The organism is Stenotrophomonas nitritireducens, from assembly GCF_001700965.1.
Lineage (GTDB): Bacteria > Pseudomonadota > Gammaproteobacteria > Xanthomonadales > Xanthomonadaceae > Stenotrophomonas > Stenotrophomonas nitritireducens_A.
Map to the genome: position 1 here is coordinate 1,802,145 of NZ_CP016756.1, position 18,726 is coordinate 1,820,870.

Annotated in this window: 13 protein-coding genes; 3 read left to right on the forward strand and 10 right to left on the reverse strand. The window is 65.4% G+C overall.

The window, feature by feature from the left end:
- Nucleotides 1-70: 70 nt before the first annotated feature.
- The gene (locus tag BCV67_RS07665; protein WP_156455788.1) at nucleotides 71-5,659 is read right to left on the reverse strand and encodes an IPT/TIG domain-containing protein; all 5,589 of its coding nucleotides are present in this window, start codon (nucleotides 5,657-5,659) and stop codon (nucleotides 71-73) included.
- Here BCV67_RS07665 and BCV67_RS20000 point away from each other — a divergent pair.
- On the forward strand, nucleotides 5,652-5,945 hold the full coding sequence (locus BCV67_RS20000; RefSeq protein ID WP_156455789.1) for a hypothetical protein: 294 nt from the start codon (nucleotides 5,652-5,654) through the stop codon (nucleotides 5,943-5,945). The genes BCV67_RS07665 and BCV67_RS20000 overlap by 8 nt on opposite strands.
- Before the next feature lie 168 nt (nucleotides 5,946-6,113).
- On the opposite strand, the gene ung is transcribed toward BCV67_RS20000, so the two are convergent.
- The 5 genes from ung to rhlB all read right to left on the reverse strand — a co-directional run bounded on the left by ung (nucleotide 6,114) and on the right by rhlB (nucleotide 11,478).
- The gene (gene ung / locus BCV67_RS07675; RefSeq protein ID WP_062167314.1) at nucleotides 6,114-6,824 is read right to left on the reverse strand and encodes a uracil-DNA glycosylase; all 711 of its coding nucleotides are present in this window, start codon (nucleotides 6,822-6,824) and stop codon (nucleotides 6,114-6,116) included.
- Nucleotides 6,821-7,663 (reverse strand): response regulator, encoded by an 843-nt coding sequence (locus BCV67_RS07680; protein WP_057628046.1) that lies wholly within the window; start codon nucleotides 7,661-7,663, stop codon nucleotides 6,821-6,823. Before BCV67_RS07680 ends, ung begins: the two co-directional genes overlap by 4 nt.
- A gap of 7 nt (nucleotides 7,664-7,670) precedes the next feature.
- Nucleotides 7,671-8,624, reverse strand: a complete 954-nt coding sequence (ftsX, locus tag BCV67_RS07685) for a permease-like cell division protein FtsX (RefSeq protein WP_062167316.1) — start codon at nucleotides 8,622-8,624, stop codon at nucleotides 7,671-7,673.
- On the reverse strand, nucleotides 8,621-9,307 hold the full coding sequence (gene ftsE, locus BCV67_RS07690) for a cell division ATP-binding protein FtsE (RefSeq protein ID WP_062167318.1): 687 nt from the start codon (nucleotides 9,305-9,307) through the stop codon (nucleotides 8,621-8,623). Before ftsE ends, ftsX begins: the two co-directional genes overlap by 4 nt.
- Before the next feature lie 500 nt (nucleotides 9,308-9,807).
- Nucleotides 9,808-11,478, reverse strand: a complete 1,671-nt coding sequence (gene rhlB, locus BCV67_RS07695; RefSeq protein ID WP_062167320.1) for an ATP-dependent RNA helicase RhlB — start codon at nucleotides 11,476-11,478, stop codon at nucleotides 9,808-9,810.
- A gap of 196 nt (nucleotides 11,479-11,674) precedes the next feature.
- Between rhlB and trxA the strand changes: the two genes are divergently transcribed.
- Together trxA and rho are read left to right on the forward strand one after the other, a co-directional pair.
- Nucleotides 11,675-12,004, forward strand: a complete 330-nt coding sequence (trxA, locus tag BCV67_RS07700) for a thioredoxin TrxA (RefSeq protein ID WP_057628040.1) — start codon at nucleotides 11,675-11,677, stop codon at nucleotides 12,002-12,004.
- Between the two features lie 225 nt (nucleotides 12,005-12,229).
- Nucleotides 12,230-13,999, forward strand: coding sequence for a transcription termination factor Rho (gene rho, locus BCV67_RS07705; protein WP_062167322.1), 1,770 nt, complete (start codon nucleotides 12,230-12,232; stop codon nucleotides 13,997-13,999).
- Nucleotides 14,000-14,619: 620 nt separating this feature from the next.
- Here the strand turns inward: rho and aceK are convergent.
- The 4 genes from aceK to BCV67_RS07725 form a co-directional block, all read right to left on the reverse strand.
- Entirely contained in the window at nucleotides 14,620-16,350 is a 1,731-nt protein-coding gene (gene aceK / locus BCV67_RS07710) for a bifunctional isocitrate dehydrogenase kinase/phosphatase (RefSeq protein ID WP_062167324.1), read from the reverse strand.
- 413 nt (nucleotides 16,351-16,763) lie between these two features.
- On the reverse strand, nucleotides 16,764-17,180 hold the full coding sequence (locus BCV67_RS07715) for a roadblock/LC7 domain-containing protein (protein WP_062167326.1): 417 nt from the start codon (nucleotides 17,178-17,180) through the stop codon (nucleotides 16,764-16,766).
- Nucleotides 17,173-17,721, reverse strand: a complete 549-nt coding sequence (locus BCV67_RS07720; protein ID WP_062167328.1) for a GTP-binding protein — start codon at nucleotides 17,719-17,721, stop codon at nucleotides 17,173-17,175. The genes BCV67_RS07715 and BCV67_RS07720 overlap by 8 nt, the downstream gene beginning before the upstream one ends.
- Nucleotides 17,718-18,692: a hypothetical protein gene (locus BCV67_RS07725; protein WP_062167329.1), complete on the reverse strand. Its 975-nt coding sequence runs from the start codon at nucleotides 18,690-18,692 to the stop codon at nucleotides 17,718-17,720. The genes BCV67_RS07720 and BCV67_RS07725 overlap by 4 nt, the downstream gene beginning before the upstream one ends.
- Nucleotides 18,693-18,726: the final 34 nt, after the last annotated feature.

Sequence of the window (18,726 nt, forward strand, 5' to 3'; positions counted from 1 at the left end):
AAGCCCGGGAGGGCATCGTGCGCCCTCCCCGCCTTGGCCGTCGCAAACGCGCGGCCCCGCCGCCTTGGCTTCAGCGCCCGTCGGGTTTGGCCGGCGCTCGGCCTGGCTCAACCACCGGCCGGGTCAGGCCGCTGTTCTGGAACCAGGCCTGCTCGGCGTTGATCGGCGCCAAAGCCCGTCCATAACCGATGCGCAGGCCGAAGCTGTTGGCAAATGCATCACGCGCCTGTTCGCGACGGAACAGGAAGGACATGCTCCAACCATTGCTGAAGTCCACGTCCAAGCCGGCGCCCACTGCCAACAGATCATCGTTGTAGCTGCGCAGCCCAAGTACGTAGTTGCTGTCGCGCGGTGCCACCACGTAGTTCATCTCGGCATCGCCATTGCTGCGCAGCGCCTGCCGCCACTCCAGCAACCAGGACGGGCGCAGCATCGCCTTGGCGGTGCGGAAGTTGTAGCGCCCCTCCACACCCACTGCGGCAGCGCTGCTGTCCACGTTCTGCTGTGCGTATTGCAGGTCGTAGATGCCCAATCCCTGCTCGCGGTAGGCGTCCAGGGTGGTCTTGCTGGCGTCCAGCCGGCCATAGCCGGTCAAGGTGCCGACCTCACCGGTGTGGTCGTAACCCAGGGTGAGCGACGCGAAACGCTGGTCACCGTCGCGCGACCCGGTAGCCGTTGCATTGGCGACGCTGCTGTGGCGCTTGCTGTCGAAGTCCAGCTGTCCCCAGCCCAACAGGCTGTCGACGAACCAGCTGTGCGAATGCCACACTCCGTACAACGCGAATGACTGCTGCTTGGCTTCCAGCGACGAACCACCGGTATCGAAATCGGTGTCGTTCCAGCCCATGCCACCGGCTGCACCCAGCACCAGGGTTTCGCCCACCACGCGATCAACACCGAAACTCACACCATCGCTGCGGAACTTGAAGCCCTCGCTGACACCCCGTGCGTCACGCTCACCCTGGATGATCGCACCCGCACTCCATGCACCCCACCCCGCCGGCAACCTGGGGACGGTGGCCCCCACCTGGTCGGCACGCAGCGACAGCCCGGGCTGATTGATTCCGCCCTGCATGTTCAGCGACATCCCGTTGGAGGATGCATTGCGTCCCTGCCGCAGCTGGCCCATTCGTCCCCGAATATTGTCCTGCTGGGCCTGCACGAAACGCAGGCTGGCATCGAGCTGCGCCTGCACGCCAGCCGCCACGGAAGCGTCGCGGGACGGATCAGGGCGGTCATCCACGGTCAACTCAAGGCTGACGGTGGCAGCGACGAAGTTGCCCGATTCCGCCAGCGTGGCGGTCAACGTGGTGACGCCCGCACCGACGACGCTCACGCTGCGGCCGCTGATGGTCGCAACCTGGGTGTTGCTGCTGACGAAGGTGAACTCGCCGGGTGCATTGCTGCTCGGGTCCGGCAGGTCGAAGCTGCCTTCGCTGCGCAGGCGGCGCATGTTGGCCACCCATGCCAGTGCCGGGGTTGCCTTGCCGATCTGCACGTCCAGCGTGACCTGCGTGGCAGCGCTGTAATTGGCATTGCCGGCCTGGTTGGCGGTCAATGCGCAGACACCCGCCGACAGCATTGTCACGTTGCTGCCGGCCACCGTGCACACATTGGGCGATGTCGCATTGAAGACGACCGGCGCACCCGAATCGCCACCCGTCGCCGAGACACTGAAATTCCCGTTCGGCGTGAACACCGGCGCCGCCGGGTTGGCGACGAACCGGCTGATCACCTGCGCTGCCGCACCAATCACCACACGCAGGCTCTGCTGCGCGGCCGCCGAGTAGCTGGCATTGCCCGCCTGATCGGCGCTGAGCATGCACTCGCCTGCCGCCAGCATCGTCACCGTCGAACCATTGACCGTGCATACCAACGGGGAGCTGGAAGCGAACAGCAGCGGCTCACCGGAGTCACCGCCCGTTGCCGCAACGCTGAAGCTGCCATTGGCTACAAAGACCGGTGCCACCGGGTTGGCGGTGAAACCGCTGATCACCTGCGTCGCCTGGCTGATCACCACGCTCAGTGTCTGCTGCGCTGCCGGTGCGTAACGGTCGTTGCCGGCCTGGTTGGCAGTCAACATGCAGTTACCCGCCATCCGCATCGTTACCGTCGAACCGCTGACCGTACACAGCGACGGCGTGGTGGAAGCGAACACCACCGGCTCGCCCGAAACACTGCCCACCGCCGATACCGAGAACGTGCCATTGGGCGCGAACACAGGGGCCGACGGATTGGCGGCAAAGGCCGTAATCGCCTGGGTGGCCGCATTGATTGCGACACTCAGTTGCACCTGGGCAGCTGCCGAATAGTTGATGTTACCGGCCTGGTCCGCCGTCAACGCGCAATTGCCTGCGGTCAACATCGTCACGCTGGACCCAGTGACCGTGCATACCGTTGGCGAGGTGGAAGCAAACACCAGCGCTTCGCCGGATGCGCCGCCCACCGCCGCCACGCTGAACACACCTGCCGGGCTGAACACCGGTGAGGCCGGGTTGGCGACAAAACCGGTGATCACCTGCGACAACTGTCCGATGGCGATGGACCGGGTCTGCTGCGGCGCAGCCAGCCAATAAGCATCGCCGGCCTGGTCGGCAGCAATCACGCAATTGCCTGCGGTGAGCATCGTCACCGTCGTGCCGTTGATCGCGCACACCGTTGCAGCTTGCGGGGCAACGCTGTAACTGACCGCCAAACCGCTGCTGGCAGTGGCCGGCTTCAATGCGAACGTGCCATTGGCGACGAAACTCTGGCCCGGCTGCGCTGAAAAATCGAGCGTCTGCGGGTTCTGCCCCACCAACACGGCGCTGGTAGACCCAACGGCGTTGAGCATCAGCAGCGCATCATTGCCTGTTGTGTCCGTCAGCGCGCCGCCATTGATCTCCAGTGCATTGGCAACCGCGATGCCGTCGGTATCACCATCACCAACGGCCACGGGGTAGCTGAAGGACAATGCGCTGCTGCCGGAGCCGGCGCGGTAGCTGGCGTAAACCGTGCTGCTGCCGATGACCAGCGGCAAGCGCGGCGCACCGGTGACGACGACCGGCTTGCTGAAGCTGACGGTGAAGTCCAGTGCGCTGCCTGCAAGGTAATGCCCCGCAGCAGGCACGGCCACGCCCAGGACAACGGGATTGATGGTATCCACCGTGTAGGTTTGACCATTGGTGTAACCCCCGGCGATGGCGATGCCCGCCCCGTTGGTAATACCGGTGCCACTGCTGTTGAGATCCAGACGCAACGTGCCTGCGCCAGCCACACCGGTGATGGTCACCGTATAGTGGATACCGGCACCCACAACGGTGCTGGGCGTTCCACTGGCCGAGTCCGTGCTGGTCAACGCGAAGTCCGACACATCCACCCCGGTCACCGCTTCGGAGAAGCTCACCTCGAACTGCAACGTGCTGGCGTTGCTGGGATCACTGCCAATCCGGGTGATGGCGCTGACCGTCGGTGCCAGCAGATACGTGAACTGATCTGCGCCACTGGTGGCGCTGCTACCGCCCAGGCTGGTCACCTGCACGTCCACCGTACCGGCGCCCCCTGCTGGCGCGGTCGCGGTGATCTGGGTCGCACTGTTGACCGTGAAGCCGGTTGCAGCGGCGGCGCCAAACTTCACCGCCGTCGTACCCATCAGGTTGGTGCCGGTGATGGTCACGGTGGTACCGCCCGTGACCGGGCCGCTGTTCGGCGAGATGGACGTTACCGTGGGCGCGGGTACATAGGTGTACTGGTCGGCTGCGCTGGTTGCGCTGTTGCCGCCGGGCGTGGTTACCCGCACGTCCACCGTACCCGTGCCCGCAGGAGCGGTCGCGGTGATCTGTGTGTTGCTGATGATCGTATAGCCCGTCGCGGCAGTCGCACCGAAGCTGACTGCCGTGGCGGAGCCCAAATTGGTGCCGCTGATGATCACCGTCGTGCCGCCACTGCTCGGACCTGCGCTCGGCGAGATCGAGGTTACCGTGGGCGCAGGTACATAACTGTACTGACCGGCGGCACTGGTGGCGCTGGTGCCGCCCGTCGAGCTCACCCGCACATCCACCGTTCCGCTCCCTGCCGGAGCCGTCGCGGTGATGCTGGTCGCGCTGTTGACCGTGAAGCCGGTTGCTGCGGTCGAGCCGAAGGTCACCGCAGTGGTGCCGATGAAATTGCTGCCGGTGATGACCACCATCGTGCCGCCGGTGGTCGGGCCTGCGCTCGGCGTGATCATGGTGACCGTGGGCACTGGCAGATAGGTGTACTGATCGGCGGCGCTGGTCGCGCTGGTGCCGCCGACCGTGGTCACCCGCACATCCACCGTTCCGCTGCCTGCTGGAGCGGTCGCGGTGAGGGTGGTTGCGCTGAGGACCGTAAAGGCCGTTGCTGCAGTCCCGCCAAAAGTCACCGCCGACGCACCACCGAAATTGGTACCGATGAGTGTCACCATGGTGCCACCCGTGCCCGGGCCTGCGTTCGGAGTGATCGACGTGACTGTAGGTGCTGGCGCGTAGGAGTATCGATCGGCAGCGCTGATCGCGCTGGTGCCGCCAGCGCTGGTCACCGTCACGTCCACCGTACCGGTCGCACCTGCAGGCGCAGTGGCGGTGATCTGGGTTGCACTGTTGACCGTGAAGCCGGTCGCAGCGGCGGCGCCAAAATTCACCGCCGTTGTACCCGTCAGATTGGTGCCGGTGATGGTCACCGCGGTGCCGCCCGTGCCCGGGCCGCTGTTCGGCGAGATCGACGTGACCGTGGGCACTGCCACATAGGTGTACTGGTCCGCAGCGCTGGTCGCGCTGGTGCCGCCAGCGGTGGTCACCGTCACATCCACCGTACCGGCCGCACCTGCTGGCGCGGTCGCAGTTATCTGGGTCGCGCTGTTGACCGTGAAAGCGGTGGCAGCGGCCGCGCCGAAGTTCACGCGCGTCGCTGCCGTCAGATTGGTACCGGTGATGATCACCGGGGTACCGCCCGCGGTCGGACCGGCAGTCGGCGCTATCGATGTCACCGCGGGTGCGGGAACATAGGTGTACTTGCTGCTGGAGGTAACCGCGCTGGTGCCGTCTGCGTTGGTCACGGTGATGTCCACCGTGCCGGTGCCGGCGGGCGCCGTCACGGCGATGCGGCTATCGCTGGTTGCAGTAAAAGTGGCGGCGCGTACGCTGCCGAACCTGACTTCCGACGCATCGGAGAAATACATGCCCGTGAGGACGACCGGCGTACCGCCCACCGCAGGACCTGAGGTCACGCTCAAGCTGCTGAGCACCGGTGGCGCAGGCAGGACGGTTATGGTGTTGGACACGGGGCTCGACAGACTTCCCCCTGCGGCGTTGCTCGCGTTCATGTAGAACTCGTAGCGCTTGTTGCTGCTCAAGCCGCTCACGGTGATCGGGCTGCCGCTGCCCTGCCCCGCTCCCACCGCGCCGCCATCCAGTGGCAAGGCCGAGACGGCATAGGTAACCGTGCCGCCACCATTGTCCGCGGACGGCGTGAAGCTCACCACCGCCGCGCGCGGCCGCGCAACCGCAGTGACGTTGCCTGGGGCGCCCGGTATGCCGGCGCGCGCGATCCAGGACGTGGACGATGAGACCGCTCCGCTCCACGACCCCGACGACGAACGCGCCATCGTGAAACCAAGCGAGACCTGCACGCCGCCCAGCATCACGTCGTCGGCCGTGATCACGTACCTGGCCGTGCATGAGCCTGAGGACGTCAACGCACTGCAGTTCGACCCCGCCTGGAAAGGACCGGGAACACCACTGAAGCTCACCCCGCTGATGGGGCTGCCATTTGTGTCAACGTTGAAGGTGAAGGTTAGGACGTCACCGGCGGCGGTGAAACTGCCCGGGCTCACCGTCGAAGTCACCGACTGCGCGAAGGCAGGTGCCGCCAACATCGCCGCGCACAACAGGGCGACATTGACCACGCCGGCAAGCAGCGTGCGGGCGCGCGTGAAGGCACGCGACTGAACAGCGACCCATGAAAAAAGAGCGCTCATCGCGCTGGAATATCCCCTGATCATCAACGCCCCCTAAGGCGCAACGCTGCCGGGCCCTGCAGGATGCATGTCCCCCCGTGGCCCGGATGAAAACACACAAACGTAAGAGGTGCGTGACGAGGGTCCGGACGCGCCGGTTTTACGCCGGCAGTGCCGCCCGCGCCGGCAGCCGCCAGTCGATCCGCGCCTGCCCACGGCGGGCCAGGTAATCGTTGGTCTGCGAGAAATGACGGCAGCCAAGGAAGCCCCGGTGCGCCGACAACGGCGATGGGTGTGGCGCTTTCAACACGCGGTGGCGGCCGGTGTCGATGACCTTGCCCTTCTGCTGGGCATAGGCGCCCCACAGCAGGAAAACCAAGCCTTCGCGCTCTCGGTTGAGCACATCGACCACGTGGTCGGTGAAGCCTTCCCAGCCACGGCCCTGATGCGCGCCGGGCTTGCCCTCTTCCACCGTCAGCACGGCGTTGAGCAGCAGCACGCCCTGCTGCGCCCACGGCAACAGGCAACCGTGGTCCGGGCGCGGGATGGCCAGATCGGCCTCCAGCTCCTTGTAGATGTTGAGCAGCGACGGCGGCACCGGCACATCGGGTTTGACCGAGAAACTCAGGCCATGCGCCTGGCCATAGCCGTGGTACGGGTCCTGCCCCAGCACGACCACCTTCACCTGTTCGAACGGGGTGGCGTCGAATGCGGCGAAGATTTCCGGGCCAGGCGGGAACACATGTGCGCCGGCCGCCTTGCGCTTGCGCAGGAAGGCCGACAGCTCACGCATCTCCGGGCGCAGCAGCCAATCGCCGACGCGCGCCTTCCAGCTCGGTTCAAGCTGGATCTGTGCGCCCTCTTCGCTCACAGCACCACCGCCGGCTGTGCCATGCGCGCCAGCCGCAGCTGGAACAGCACCTTGGTCACCAGCAGGCGTTCTTCGATGGGTTTCTGCACCAGGTCATTGGCGCCGGACTGCAGCAGCGCCGACTGGTTATGCGGGTTGCCATCACCGGTCATCACCAGCACCGGCAGACGCCGCTTGCCATAGGCGAAATCGACGCGGATGCGTTCAACCACATCACGGCCGCTCAACTCGCCCTTGAGGGTGACGTCGGTCAGCACCAGGTCCACCTGCCGCGTGGTGCGGCCCAGCGACTCGGCGGTGAGCAGCGAGAACGCATCCTCGGCGGTGAGCACGTGTACCACATGCAGATCGTGGCGTTCGAGCATGCGCTTGGTGGCCTCGGCCACCACGCGGCTGTCCTCGACGTAAAGCACGGTGGCATTGGCCACCGGCTCGGGCTGCACATAGCCACGGATGAAGGTGGCCAGGGCTTCATGGCCCAGCGCCTTGTCGAAATAATCGGTGACGTATTCGGTGAAGCGGCGCTGTTCCAGGTGCTGCTGGGCATCACCGGAGACCACGATCACCGGCACATAGGCCTGCCCGGCGGTCTCGCGGACACCACGGGCAAGCGCCAGGCCATCGCCATCGGGCAGGGCCAGCGAGGTGGTGACCAGGTGCACCGGGCCGGCGGCGAGCGCTTCGCGCGCCTCGGCAATGCTGGCGCAGCCCACTACTTCGACATCGGGCAGTTCGCGCTTGAGTACGTCGCTGATCAGGCGCCGTACCAGTTTGGATCCATCGACCACCATTACCCGCGGCGCGTCGCTGATCAGGTGCTTGAGCTCGTGCGTGGACATGCGGGCCTCAGGTTTCAGTCGGGCGAGTCTGCCTGAGGAAGTGGCCCGTCACCAGCCATGCCCCCAACCAACCCAGAATCGTGGTGCCTGCCAGCACCATGCCCGAATGCAGCAAATCCAGGCCATGCAAGGTGAAAGGACTGCCGTAGCTTTGCGACAGGTTTGCCAACGGTGGCCGCAACGCCAGCCCGCACAAGGCGATCAAGCCCAGCGCCAGCGCGCCTGCGGCCAGCCCATACCACGCACCCAGGTAGACGAACGGGCGGCGAATGAAGCCATCGCTGGCACCGAGCAACTGCAGTACGCCGATCTCCTCGCGCCGCGCCTGGATATCCAGACGCACGGTATTGCCTACCACCAGCGCCGCGCCCAGGCCCAGCAAGGCCGACAACACCTGTACCAGCCGCGCGCCGAAATTCAGCCAGCCATCCAGCCGTTGCCGCCACAGCGCATCGTGCTGGACCAGATCGGCCTGCGGCAGCGCTTCCAGCGATTTGGCCAGGGCCGCGTCATCGCCATTGGCCGGGGTCACGATCAGCAATGTCGGCAACGGGTTCTCGCCCAGCGCATCGATGGCCTCGCCCAGCCCGGCGTTCTGGCGCAGCTCTGCCAAACCTTCGTCCGGTGTGCGCAGCAGTACCTCGCCAACATCGGGGCGTGCACGCAGGCTGGTGACCAGTTGCTGAGCCGCCGGCGCATCGACATCGGTCTTCAGGAACAGATTGATATCGCGCGACTGCTGCACGCTGCCGGCGAAATGCTTGAGGTTGTCCAATGCGATCGACAGCCCCAACGGCAATGCCAGTGCCAGCGCCATCACCGCCACCGTCAGCGCGGTTGCCCACGGCTTGCGCACGGCACGGCCAAGGCTGAAAACCACGCTGTGCAGATGATGGTTGAACCAGGTGAACAGCCGCGACGGCGCGGCGCTGCCGGTGTTTTCGGGTTTGCTGCTGCTCATTCGGCCAGATCCTGCGGCGAGATGTCATCGACCAGGCGGCCGTGGTCAAGAATCAACACGCGCTTGCGCATCTGCTTGAGCAGGGCCAGATCATGGCTGACCACCAGCACGCTGGTGCCGCGTGCCGGCAGTTCGGCAAACAGGGTCATGATTTCCGCGGCCAGGGTCGGGTCGAGGTTGCCGGTGGGTTCGTCGGCTACCAGCAGGCGGGGCTCGGCAATGATGGCGCGGGCAATGCCCACGCGCTGCTGCTCACCGGCCGACAGTTCGCTGGGCAGGGCCTTTTCGCGATGGCCCAGGCCCATCCGTTCCAGCACCGAGCGCACCCGCTTGCCGGTATCGGCGCGGCGGTCACCGCGCAGGATCAGTGGCAGGGCGACGTTCTCGCCGATGCTGCGGTCCACCAGCAGCCGGTGGTCCTGGTAGACCGCGCCAACCTCGCGCCGATGCAGGGCCACCTTGCTGCCACGCACCTTGAGCAGGTTGCGCTCGGCAAACAGCACCGCGCCACGGCTGGGCCGTTCGCTGAGGTGGATCAACTTGAGCAGGGTGCTCTTGCCGGCACCGGAATGGCCGGTGACGAACAGCATTTCGCCGGCCGCCACTTCAAAGCTGACATCGACCAGCGCCTGATGGCCGCCGGCATATTGTTTGCTGACATTGTCAAAACGCAGAACGCTCATCCTGCCGATTATGCAGGACCGCAGGCAGGCTGCGGAGATGTCGGTCACGCGTAATGCACAGCAATAGGCAACCTGTAGCGCCGAGCCATGCTCGGCAGGGGCCTTCCCAGCACTGCCGGTAGTGCCGAGCCATGCTCGGCAAGGGCGCTGCTCGCCATATGGAGGGGGTTGTAGTGCCGAGCCATGCTCGGCAGGGGCCTTGCCAGCCATGCTGTAGGAGCGGCGTCAGCCGCGAAGCCGGGGCTGCATCAGCCAGATGCGAAGGACTTACCCCTCCCCGACCCTCCCCTTGGCCTTCGGCCAAATGGAGGGTGTAGTGCCGAGCCATGCTCGGCTGGGGCGTTACCGGGAAAGCCCTTGCCGAGCATGGTTCGGCACTACCTTGGCAATGCTGGGAAAGCCTCTGCCGAGCATGGCTCGGCACTACCCTGGCATTGCTGGGAAAGCCTCTGCCGAGCATGGCTCGGCACTACGGCTTCCTGCTCGGCCTCCGCGGCCGATCAGCTGCCTGACAACATCCGGCGGATCTTGCGGCCCAGGCGGGTCAGGAACGAATCACTGTCGTTGCCGCCGCGCATCGGCTTGGCCTGTACCTGCACCGGGCCGTTGTTGTGCGGAGTGGCCACTGCCGGTGCTGCACCCTCGGCACCCTCGAGCGGGCGGCCGTGACGACGACGGCGACGCTTGCGCGGTGCGCGCTCGCCTTCCACTGCCGGGCTGTTGGCTGCATCCGGTGCGGATTCGGCGGCCGGACGCGGCGGCTTGGGCGTGGCTTCGGCGTTGGCCGGGGCGCCTTCGACGCGTGGCTTGCGCGGCGGACGCGGCTTGCCGTCGGCACTGCGCTCACCACGCCGTTCACCGGGCTTGCCGCCACTGCGACCACCACCACGACGGGCTTCATCGGCAGCCTTCTGCTCGCGCGCTTCGCGGAAGATGCTGCCCACGCTTTCTTCCTCTTCACCGGCTTCCAGCGGTGCGCGCTCCGGGCGCGGCAGAGCAGTCAGCAGTTCAGCGGTGACCGCTTCGACCGGAATCTTCTGCTCGATGTAGGCCTCGATGTCCGGCAGGCTCATCGCATAGCGTTCGCAGGCGAAGCTGATCGCATCGCCTTCCTCGCCCAGTCGCGCGGTACGACCGATGCGGTGCACATAGTCTTCGGCATCGAACGGCAGATCGTAGTTGTAGACGTACTTGATGCCGTCGATGTGCAGGCCGCGCGCGGCCACATCGGTGGCAACCAGTACTTCCAGCTGGCCCTTCTGGAAGCGGTTGAGCAGGCTCTCGCGCTTCTTCTGCGGCACGTCGCCGGACAGCACGCCGACGCGGTAGCCGGCACGTTCCAGCGCGCGCGCAACGCGTTCGACAAACACCTTGGTGTTGACGAACACCATGGTGCGGGCGCCTTCGCTGCGCGACAGCAGGCCGATCAGCAGCGGCAGCTTTTCTTCGTCAGCCGGGAAATAGATGCGCTGGCGGACACGGTCGGCGGTGATGCTTTCGGTTTCCACCACCAGCTTCTGCGGCTCGTTCATGTGCTCGTAGGCCAGCTCCAGCACGCGGTGGCTGAGGGTGGCGCTGAACAGCAGGGTCTGGCGCGTGGTGCGCTCGGGCATGCGCCGCAGCAGGAAGCGGATGTCCTTGATGAAGCCCAGGTCGAACATGCGGTCGGCTTCGTCGAGCACACAGATCTCGCAGGCGTGCAGCGAAACCACCTTGTGCTGCTTGACGTAGTCGATCAGGCGGCCAGGGGTGGCGATGATCACGTCCACGCCCTGCTGCAGCAGCTCGCGCTGCTTGTCGTAGTCCACGCCACCGTAGACCAGCGCGAAGCGCAGGCCGGTGTCGGAAGCGAACTTCATCGCGTCCTTGTGGATCTGGATGGCCAGCTCGCGGGTCGGCGCCAGGATCAGCGCGCGCGGATCTTCCGGTTTGCGGTCAGCCAGCGCGGGGCGGGTGAGCAGGCGGTTGGCGACGGCGACCAGGAAGGCCAGCGTCTTGCCGGTGCCGGTCTGCGCCTGCCCGGCGACGTCGCCGCCTGGCAGCGCCACCGGCAGGGTCAATGCCTGAATGGGGGTGCAGCGGGTGAAACCCGCGCTTTCTAGGCCTGCAAGCAGTGAAGGCTGCAGGTCGAAGGAGGAAAACGTTACGTCGGTTAGCGGTTTGTCGCTCATTGATTTCGTCTTTGTAGTGCCAGCCGGTCAGTGTGGCCGGGCAGCTTGCATCGATTCGGGCACCGTCGCACACTGCGGCCCCTGCGCCGGGTCGCGCGACACCTGGGCCCTGCCCACTGTCCGCGCAATGCCCCAGTTTACCGCAATGCGACCGCCAACCCGGCATGGGCAGTCGCATTGCACCAGGAGACTCCAAGTGAGCGATAAGGTTTTACACGTCGGCGATGCCGACTTCGACAGCGCCGTCCTGCAATCGAGCGAACCGGTCCTGGTGGATTTCTGGGCTGAATGGTGCGGCCCGTGCAAGATGATTTCCCCGGTTCTGGACGAATTGGCCGACGCCTATGACGGCAAGCTGAAGATCGCCAAGGTCAATGTGGACGAGAACCGCGCCACCGCGATCAAGTACCACGTGCGCTCGATCCCGATGCTGCTGTTGTTCAAGGATGGCCAGATCCAGGCCACCCAGATCGGCGCGGTTGGCAAGGGCCAGCTGAGCCAGATGATCGACAAGGCGCTGGTCTGATCCAGCCAGGTCCGGCGGCTCCGTGCCGCCGGCCACCGGGCCTGCCATACCGCGGCCCAACAGGGTTCTGCAGGCTCTTGCACCGCCGCGCTTGGCGGTGTTAGTGTCGCTACATCCGGCAGCATTCGCGTGCCGCACCCTCTGGACGGGTTCTCGTCCGGACCATCCCAACCAATTCGCAGCCCCGCAGGGCGCTCGCACGTCTAAGCGAGAGGAATCAAGCACTTGTCCGAGAACACTCCTTCCGAAACCGGGAGCACCGACGCTCCTGTCGAGAAGCGCGTGCGCAAGCCGCGTGTTGCCAAAGCAGTTGAAAACGCCGATAGCGGTGCCTCTGCTCCCGCCCAGCCGGCCCTGCCGTTGCCAGCCGCCCCGGCCGCTCCGGCACCGGTAGCCGCCGCACCCGCACCTACCCCCACTGCTCCGCCGCCCGCGCCCGCCGCGGCAGCGTCCAGCAATGATGGCCAGGCCCAGGCACCCGCAAGCTCAGGCGACAACGCCCCGCAAGGTGGCGGCCAGGACGGCGGTGACGGCAACCAGCAGCGCTACGGCCAGCAGAATCAGCAGAATCAGCAGGGCCAAGGCCAGGGTCAGGGCAACCGCCGCGACCGTTTCCGCAACCGTCGCGACCGTGACCGCAACCGTCCGCGTGACGACAACGGCATGAGCAACGACGGCGGCAACGAGCCGTTCGTACCGCGTTCGATGCCGGGCGTGCCGGAAGGCTTCCCGGTCTACTCGCTGAGCGACCTGAAGCGGATGCCGGCACAGAAGCTGCTGGAAATCGCCGAGCAGCTGCAGATCTCCGAAGGCGTGGCCCGTGCCCGCAAGCAGGATGTGATCTTCGCCCTGCTCAAGGTGCTGACCCGCCACGGTGACGGCGTCGCCGCCGACGGCGTACTGGAAATCCTGCCGGACGGCTTCGGTTTCCTGCGCGCAGCCGAGGCCAGCTACCTGGCCGGCCCGGACGACACCTACATCTCGCCCAGCCAGATCCGCCGCTTCAACCTGCGTACCGGCGACCACCTGTCCGGCCGCATCCGCTTCCCGAAGGATGGCGAGCGTTACTTCGCGCTGTCGATCGTGGACACCATCAACGGTGAGCCGATCGAAGCCTCGAAGAACAAGGTGCTGTTCGAAAACCTGACCCCGCTGTTCCCGCGCAAGCGCTTCACGCTTGAGCGCGGCAATGGCTCCTCGGAAGACATCACCGGTCGTATCCTCGACCTGATGGCACCGCAGGGCAAGGGCCAGCGCGCATTGATCGTCTCGCCGCCGAAGGCCGGTAAGACGATGATGATGCAGCAGATCGCCACGGCCATCACCACCAATCATCCGGAAGTGCACATGATCGTGCTGCTGGTGGATGAGCGCCCGGAAGAAGTGACCGAAATGCAGCGCACGGTGCGCGGCGAAGTGGTCTCCTCTACCTTCGACGAGCCGGCCGCGCGCCACGTGCAGGTTGCCGAAATGGTGATCGAGCGTGCCAAGCGCCTGGTCGAGCACAAGAAGGACGTGGTGATCCTGCTGGACTCGATCACCCGCCTGGCCCGCGCCTACAACAACGTCGTACCGAGCTCCGGCAAGGTCCTGACTGGTGGTGTGGACGCCAACGCCCTGCACCGTCCGAAGCGTTTCTTCGGTGCGGCGCGTAATGTTGAAGAAGGCGGCTCGCTGACCATCATCGCCACCGCGCTGGTTGAAACCGGCTCGAAGATGGACGAAGTGATCTACGAAGAATTCAAGGGCACCGGCAACAGCGAAGTGCATTTGAACCGTCGCATCACCGAGAAGCGCGTCTACCCGGCCATCGACATCAACCGTTCGGGCACCCGCCGCGAAGACCTGCTGATCGAGCCGGAGCTGCTGCAGAAGATCTGGATCCTGCGCAAGCTGCTGCACCCGATGGACGAAATCGCCGCGATGGAATTCCTGTTGGACAAGATGAAGAACACCAAGTCCAACGACGAGTTCTTCGGTTCGATGAAGCGCTGATTCCGGTTGGAGTTGGCTGCAGACAAAAACCCCGCGCAAGCGGGGTTTTTGTTTGGTGTTGATCGGGCAAGTGATGCTCCCTTCTCCGCTCCACAACGCCCCCATCTGTGGAGCCGAGCCATGCTCGGCTGGGGCATGACCGACTCGGCTGCAGCTCTACGGGCAACGCCCTGCCGAGCATGGCTCGGCACTACATTTGGCTTTACCGGTGACGCCTCTGCCGAGCACGGCTCGGCACTACGCCCCCTCCCCTTGGCCGAAGGCCAAGGGGAGGGTTGGGGAGGGGTTGGCTCTTCGCCGCCTGCTGCAGCACCAGCTTCGCGGCTGACGCCGCTCCCACGGCACCGCCCCACCTGTGGAGCCGAGCCATGCTCGGCTGGGGATTTACCGGTGCCGCTCCTGCCGAGCATGGCTCGGCACTTCGCCCCTCCCTTTCTTTGGCCGAAGGCCAAGGGGAGGGTTGGGGAGGGGTTGGCTCTTCGCCGCCTGCTGCAGGTACCAGCTTCGCGGCTTACGCCGCTCCTACAGCGCCCACCCACCTGTAGAGCCGAGCCGTGCTCGGCTGGGGCTTTACCGGTGCCGCTCCCGCCGAGCATGGCGCGGCACTACATTTGGCATTCTCACGCCAGCCGCAGCGAGCGTGGGTAGGGCGGTGTATCCGGGTACAGCCCCTGACGGAAACCGGCCTGCAGCCCTTGCCACCATGCCGGGTCGAACAGCTCGGCGAATTTTTCCTGGACCACGTCCAGTGACGAGCGCGGCAGGCCCATGAACAAACCGAAGCGTTCGGGAAAGACATCGTTGGGTGCAACGTGGAACCACGGTTCGGCTGCCATCGCCTCTTCGGCGCTGCGCGGCTGCGGCCAGTGGCGGAAATTGCACTCGGTGACCAGGCACAGTTCGTCGTAGTCGTAGAACACCGCGCGACCATGCCGCGACACACCGAAATTCTTCAGCAGCATGTCGCCGGGGAAGATGTTGTTGCAAGCCATGTCGCGGATGGCCTGAGCGTAATCGAGCGCGGCCGCGCGTGCGGCCTCGGCGCCCTGCTCGCGCAGATAGAGATTCAACGGCCGGAACCGCCGCTGCACGTAGCACAGCGCAATCTCCACTTCGTCACCATCAATGCGCACGCTCTGGCTGCACTGGCTGATCAGTTCCTGCAGCAGGGCGGGCGCGAAGCGCTGCTGCGGGAAGCGCAGATAGCGGTACGGTTGCGCGTCCAGCAGGCGGCCAATGCGATCAAGGTTGAACACCAGCGCGTACTTGTCCTCCACATCCTGCCGGCTCATGGTCTTGGGCCAGGCAAAGCGGTCGCGTATCAACTTGAACACCAGCGGGTAGCTGGGCAGGGTGAATACCGTCATCACCATGCCCGCAGTGCCATCGGCATGCACCAGCTGCTCGTTGTCGTGCTGCTGGAAGTGGCTGAAGAAGGTGCGGTAGCGTTCGGTCTTGCCCTGTTTGGCGCGGCCCAGCACGGTGTAGATCTCATCCACCGGCTTGCCCGGCAGGATGCTGCGCAGGAACACCACCGCATCGGCCACGGTCGGCAGATCGGCCTGGAAGTAACTGCGCGACACGCCGAACAGATGCGCGACATCGCGGCGGCGGCTGAGCACGGCTTCCACGCGGATGCCTTCACCATCATTGACCAGGGCGATCACGCAGGGCGAGAAGCGATGCTCCCCGAATACGCGTCCGACCAGGTAAGCGCGCCGCTCACGGTAAAAAACGGTCTGCAGCAGTTCGATCGCGCGTACCGGGTACGGGCCCCAGTGCGCAAGATCATCCTGCAGGCGCACCGCGATGGCCGCTGCGCAGCGCAGTTGATGCTGGTACGGCAGCTCGAACGCATAGTCCGCCAGCAGCCGCGAGAACGCCTCGACCGGACGTGCTTCGGACACGGCGTAGACATGCCTTGCGACCGGATGGGTGATGGCATCGGAGGGTTCGATGTCCAGCGCCATGAACTCGATGCCATCGTCCACGCCGTGGGTGGCAAACAGGCGCCGGGTCAGCGTGTTGTAGAAGGTCTTGTACAGCTCGCCATCGATGCGGCCGTCGATCAACGCGGCGAAGTGCTGCTTGACCTGCTGCCAGAGCGGCCTTGCATCGGCACTGCCGGGCAGCAGTTGATCGAGCTGGGTACGACACTGGGCCACGCAGCGGTCGTACAGCTCGATGCGCTCCACCGCATCGGTCCTGGCCGCGGCCCAGTCGCGGCGCTGGAAGCGCTCACGTGCGCGCCGGCTGACCAGCGCGAAGTCGCGGTGGTAGTTCTCAAAGCCCTGCGCGATACAGCTGGCGATGCGGACGGCCAACGTGCTGTCGTTGCTGGCGGCGTTCATTGCGGCAACACCTGCAGCGGTCGGGGTGTTGGCTCAATGCGGATACAGGGCAAGCGCATGCGAAAGGACACCGGGGATGTGCATCGACCATACGCCACTGAGGACTGTTCGGCACGGTGGGCTTTTGGTTCCGCGTAAAAGGCACCCCTCCCCAACCCTCCCCTGCGCTGCGCGCAAGGGAGGGGGTAGACGCGGCTGCGCTGCGATCCGAACGACCGCAGCAAACAGCTCCTTCCTTTGCGCGCAGCGCAGGGGGTGAAGACGTTCTGCTTGCGCGGCACTGCCGCGCAACCTGATGAACGACCGAAGCGCGAGCCTTCGGGCCGGACGGGTTGGGGAGGGATGCTTCTGCTTACGCTTTTACCTTCGCAGCTGCAGCCGCAGCAACTCCACCCACAGCCTATGCCCTTCCCTCACTCCGCCGATAATTCCGCCTGGATCTTGCGGCCGCATTCGCGCGCGCTCCACAGCACATGTCCGATCACGCTGCGCTGGCCGCAGGCGGCCATCAGCAACAGCGAACCCCGCGGCAGCGGGATGGACTGCATCAATACCTTGCCTTCGCTGGCCTCCAGCATCAGCACATCCATCGTGCCCAACGCCAGTTCGCGGCCCACCGCCGATGCCAGTGCCAGCATCGCACTGGTCATGGCCGCCAGACGCTCGCCGCTGGACGAATGGGTTGCGGCCTGTGCCAATACAAAGCCGTCAACGCTGGCAACCACGGCAGCGCGCACGCCATCGACCGAGCCGGCGAACTCCTGCAGCCTGACGTCGATCGCTTTGACTTCCCAGTCCTCCAACAATGCCATCCCCTTTGCCTCAGACATGATTTTCCACCAGGGCAGCCGCCTCCACCTCACCCATCAATACATCCATCAACAGCATCACCGCATCTTCCGAACGGGCATCGAACGGCACCAGCGGCAGTGGCCGGCCAGCGGTTTTCTGGGCCTGCAGCAGGCAGGCATCCAGGTCCACATCCGGCCGCAGGTCGAATTTGGAAACACCGATCACCGCCGGCACCTGCGCGGCATGTTCGCGCAGCGCCAGCAGGTAACGTTCCATTTCCTGCGCCACATCCGGGCTGGATGCATCGGCCAGGATCACCACACCGCGTGCGCCCTGCAGCAGTACCGGCCAGATGAAGGAGAAACGCTCCTGCCCCGGCGTGCCATACAGGCGCAGGCGGTCGCCGTTGGGAAGATTCACGTCGGCATAGTCCATCGCCACCGTGGTGGCCAGCTTGGCGGAGCTGGTGTCGGTATTGATCACGTCCGTATCGATGACAGTGCCGCCGGCGACCGCGCGCACCAGGGTGGATTTGCCCGCGCCCATGGCACCCAGAATCACTACCTTGTGCTCGATCATGCGTGCGCACCCGCGCGTTGGCGAACGCTGCGCCACATCCGTGCCAGCAGGGTGCTGGCGTTGGCTTTGGCCGGTGCGGTGGCCGCAGCCACGGCAATCTGAGGCACCTGTGCTTCGGCATAGCCGCACAGGTAGGCCGAACGCATGAACGCGCGGGTTGCGTCGATATCCACCTCCAGCAGCTGCGTGCATTCCACTAGGCTGCAGGGTTTCTTCAGCAGCAGCGAGCACAGCCGGAACCCATCGTGCTGGTGCGCAAGCACGCGGAAGTCCGGCCAACGCAGCAGGCGCACCTGCGCGTGCTGCTGCAGGCGGCGATCGAAATCGGTCCAGTTGTCGCCAAACTGCGCCATCTGCCACAGCAGCGGCCGCAAGGGTTGCCGCGACAGTTTGTCGGCAAGGGCCTCGAAGCGTGCCGGCGACAACTCCTGCAAGGCCAACAGCTCGAACACGTCGCCCAGCTGCTGCGCCAGCGTTGGCCCGTCTGCCGGGTGCTGGTAGAGCGGCACCATCTGGTCGTGCTCAAAATCAATCAGCAGCTGCGGCTGCCCCTGCAGGGACAGCATCGCGCGCCCCTGTTTTTCCTGTAGCCGACGGCGCAGCAGACGGGTGACCTGTTTGGCCCCGCAGGCAAGATACAAACCATCGGTGGACGCCTCGGCCTGTGCTGCTGGCGGGGCCAGCGCGCGTTGGATCTGCGCCTGGTCCAGGTGCAGCACACCATTGCCGCGGCCATCGTGCACGGCGCCGGCATCGTCATGCAGCCACAGCCGCATTGCCGGCCGCTTGCTGGCCATATGTTGTGCGGCACTGCGCAGTGCCGGTGTATCGCGTACCAACAACAAGTCGCACTGGTCCAGATCAACACAACGCTGCAATGCTTCCGGCGGCAATCCTGCAATTTCCCTGAGTCGCCCAAGGAGCGTCTGCTCCTCTCGGGTATCCGAGCCCACTACCAGCACCCTGGTCATGCCCTCTTCCCCTTTTTGACGCGCCCGCATCATG

Bases quoted from the DNA above. Each gene is read 5' to 3' on its own strand.
- BCV67_RS07680 (WP_057628046.1), bottom strand. From the start codon at position 7,663: ATGTCCACGCACGAGCTCAAGCACCTGATCAGCGACGCGCCGCGGGTA.
- ftsX (WP_062167316.1), bottom strand. From the start codon at position 8,624: ATGAGCAGCAGCAAACCCGAAAACACCGGCAGCGCCGCGCCGTCGCGG.
- ftsE (WP_062167318.1), bottom strand. From the start codon at position 9,307: ATGAGCGTTCTGCGTTTTGACAATGTCAGCAAACAATATGCCGGCGGC.
- rhlB (WP_062167320.1), bottom strand. From the start codon at position 11,478: ATGAGCGACAAACCGCTAACCGACGTAACGTTTTCCTCCTTCGACCTG.
- aceK (WP_062167324.1), bottom strand. From the start codon at position 16,350: ATGAACGCCGCCAGCAACGACAGCACGTTGGCCGTCCGCATCGCCAGC.
- BCV67_RS07715 (WP_062167326.1), bottom strand. From the start codon at position 17,180: ATGTCTGAGGCAAAGGGGATGGCATTGTTGGAGGACTGGGAAGTCAAA.
- BCV67_RS07720 (WP_062167328.1), bottom strand. From the start codon at position 17,721: ATGATCGAGCACAAGGTAGTGATTCTGGGTGCCATGGGCGCGGGCAAA.
- BCV67_RS07725 (WP_062167329.1), bottom strand. From the start codon at position 18,692: ATGACCAGGGTGCTGGTAGTGGGCTCGGATACCCGAGAGGAGCAGACG.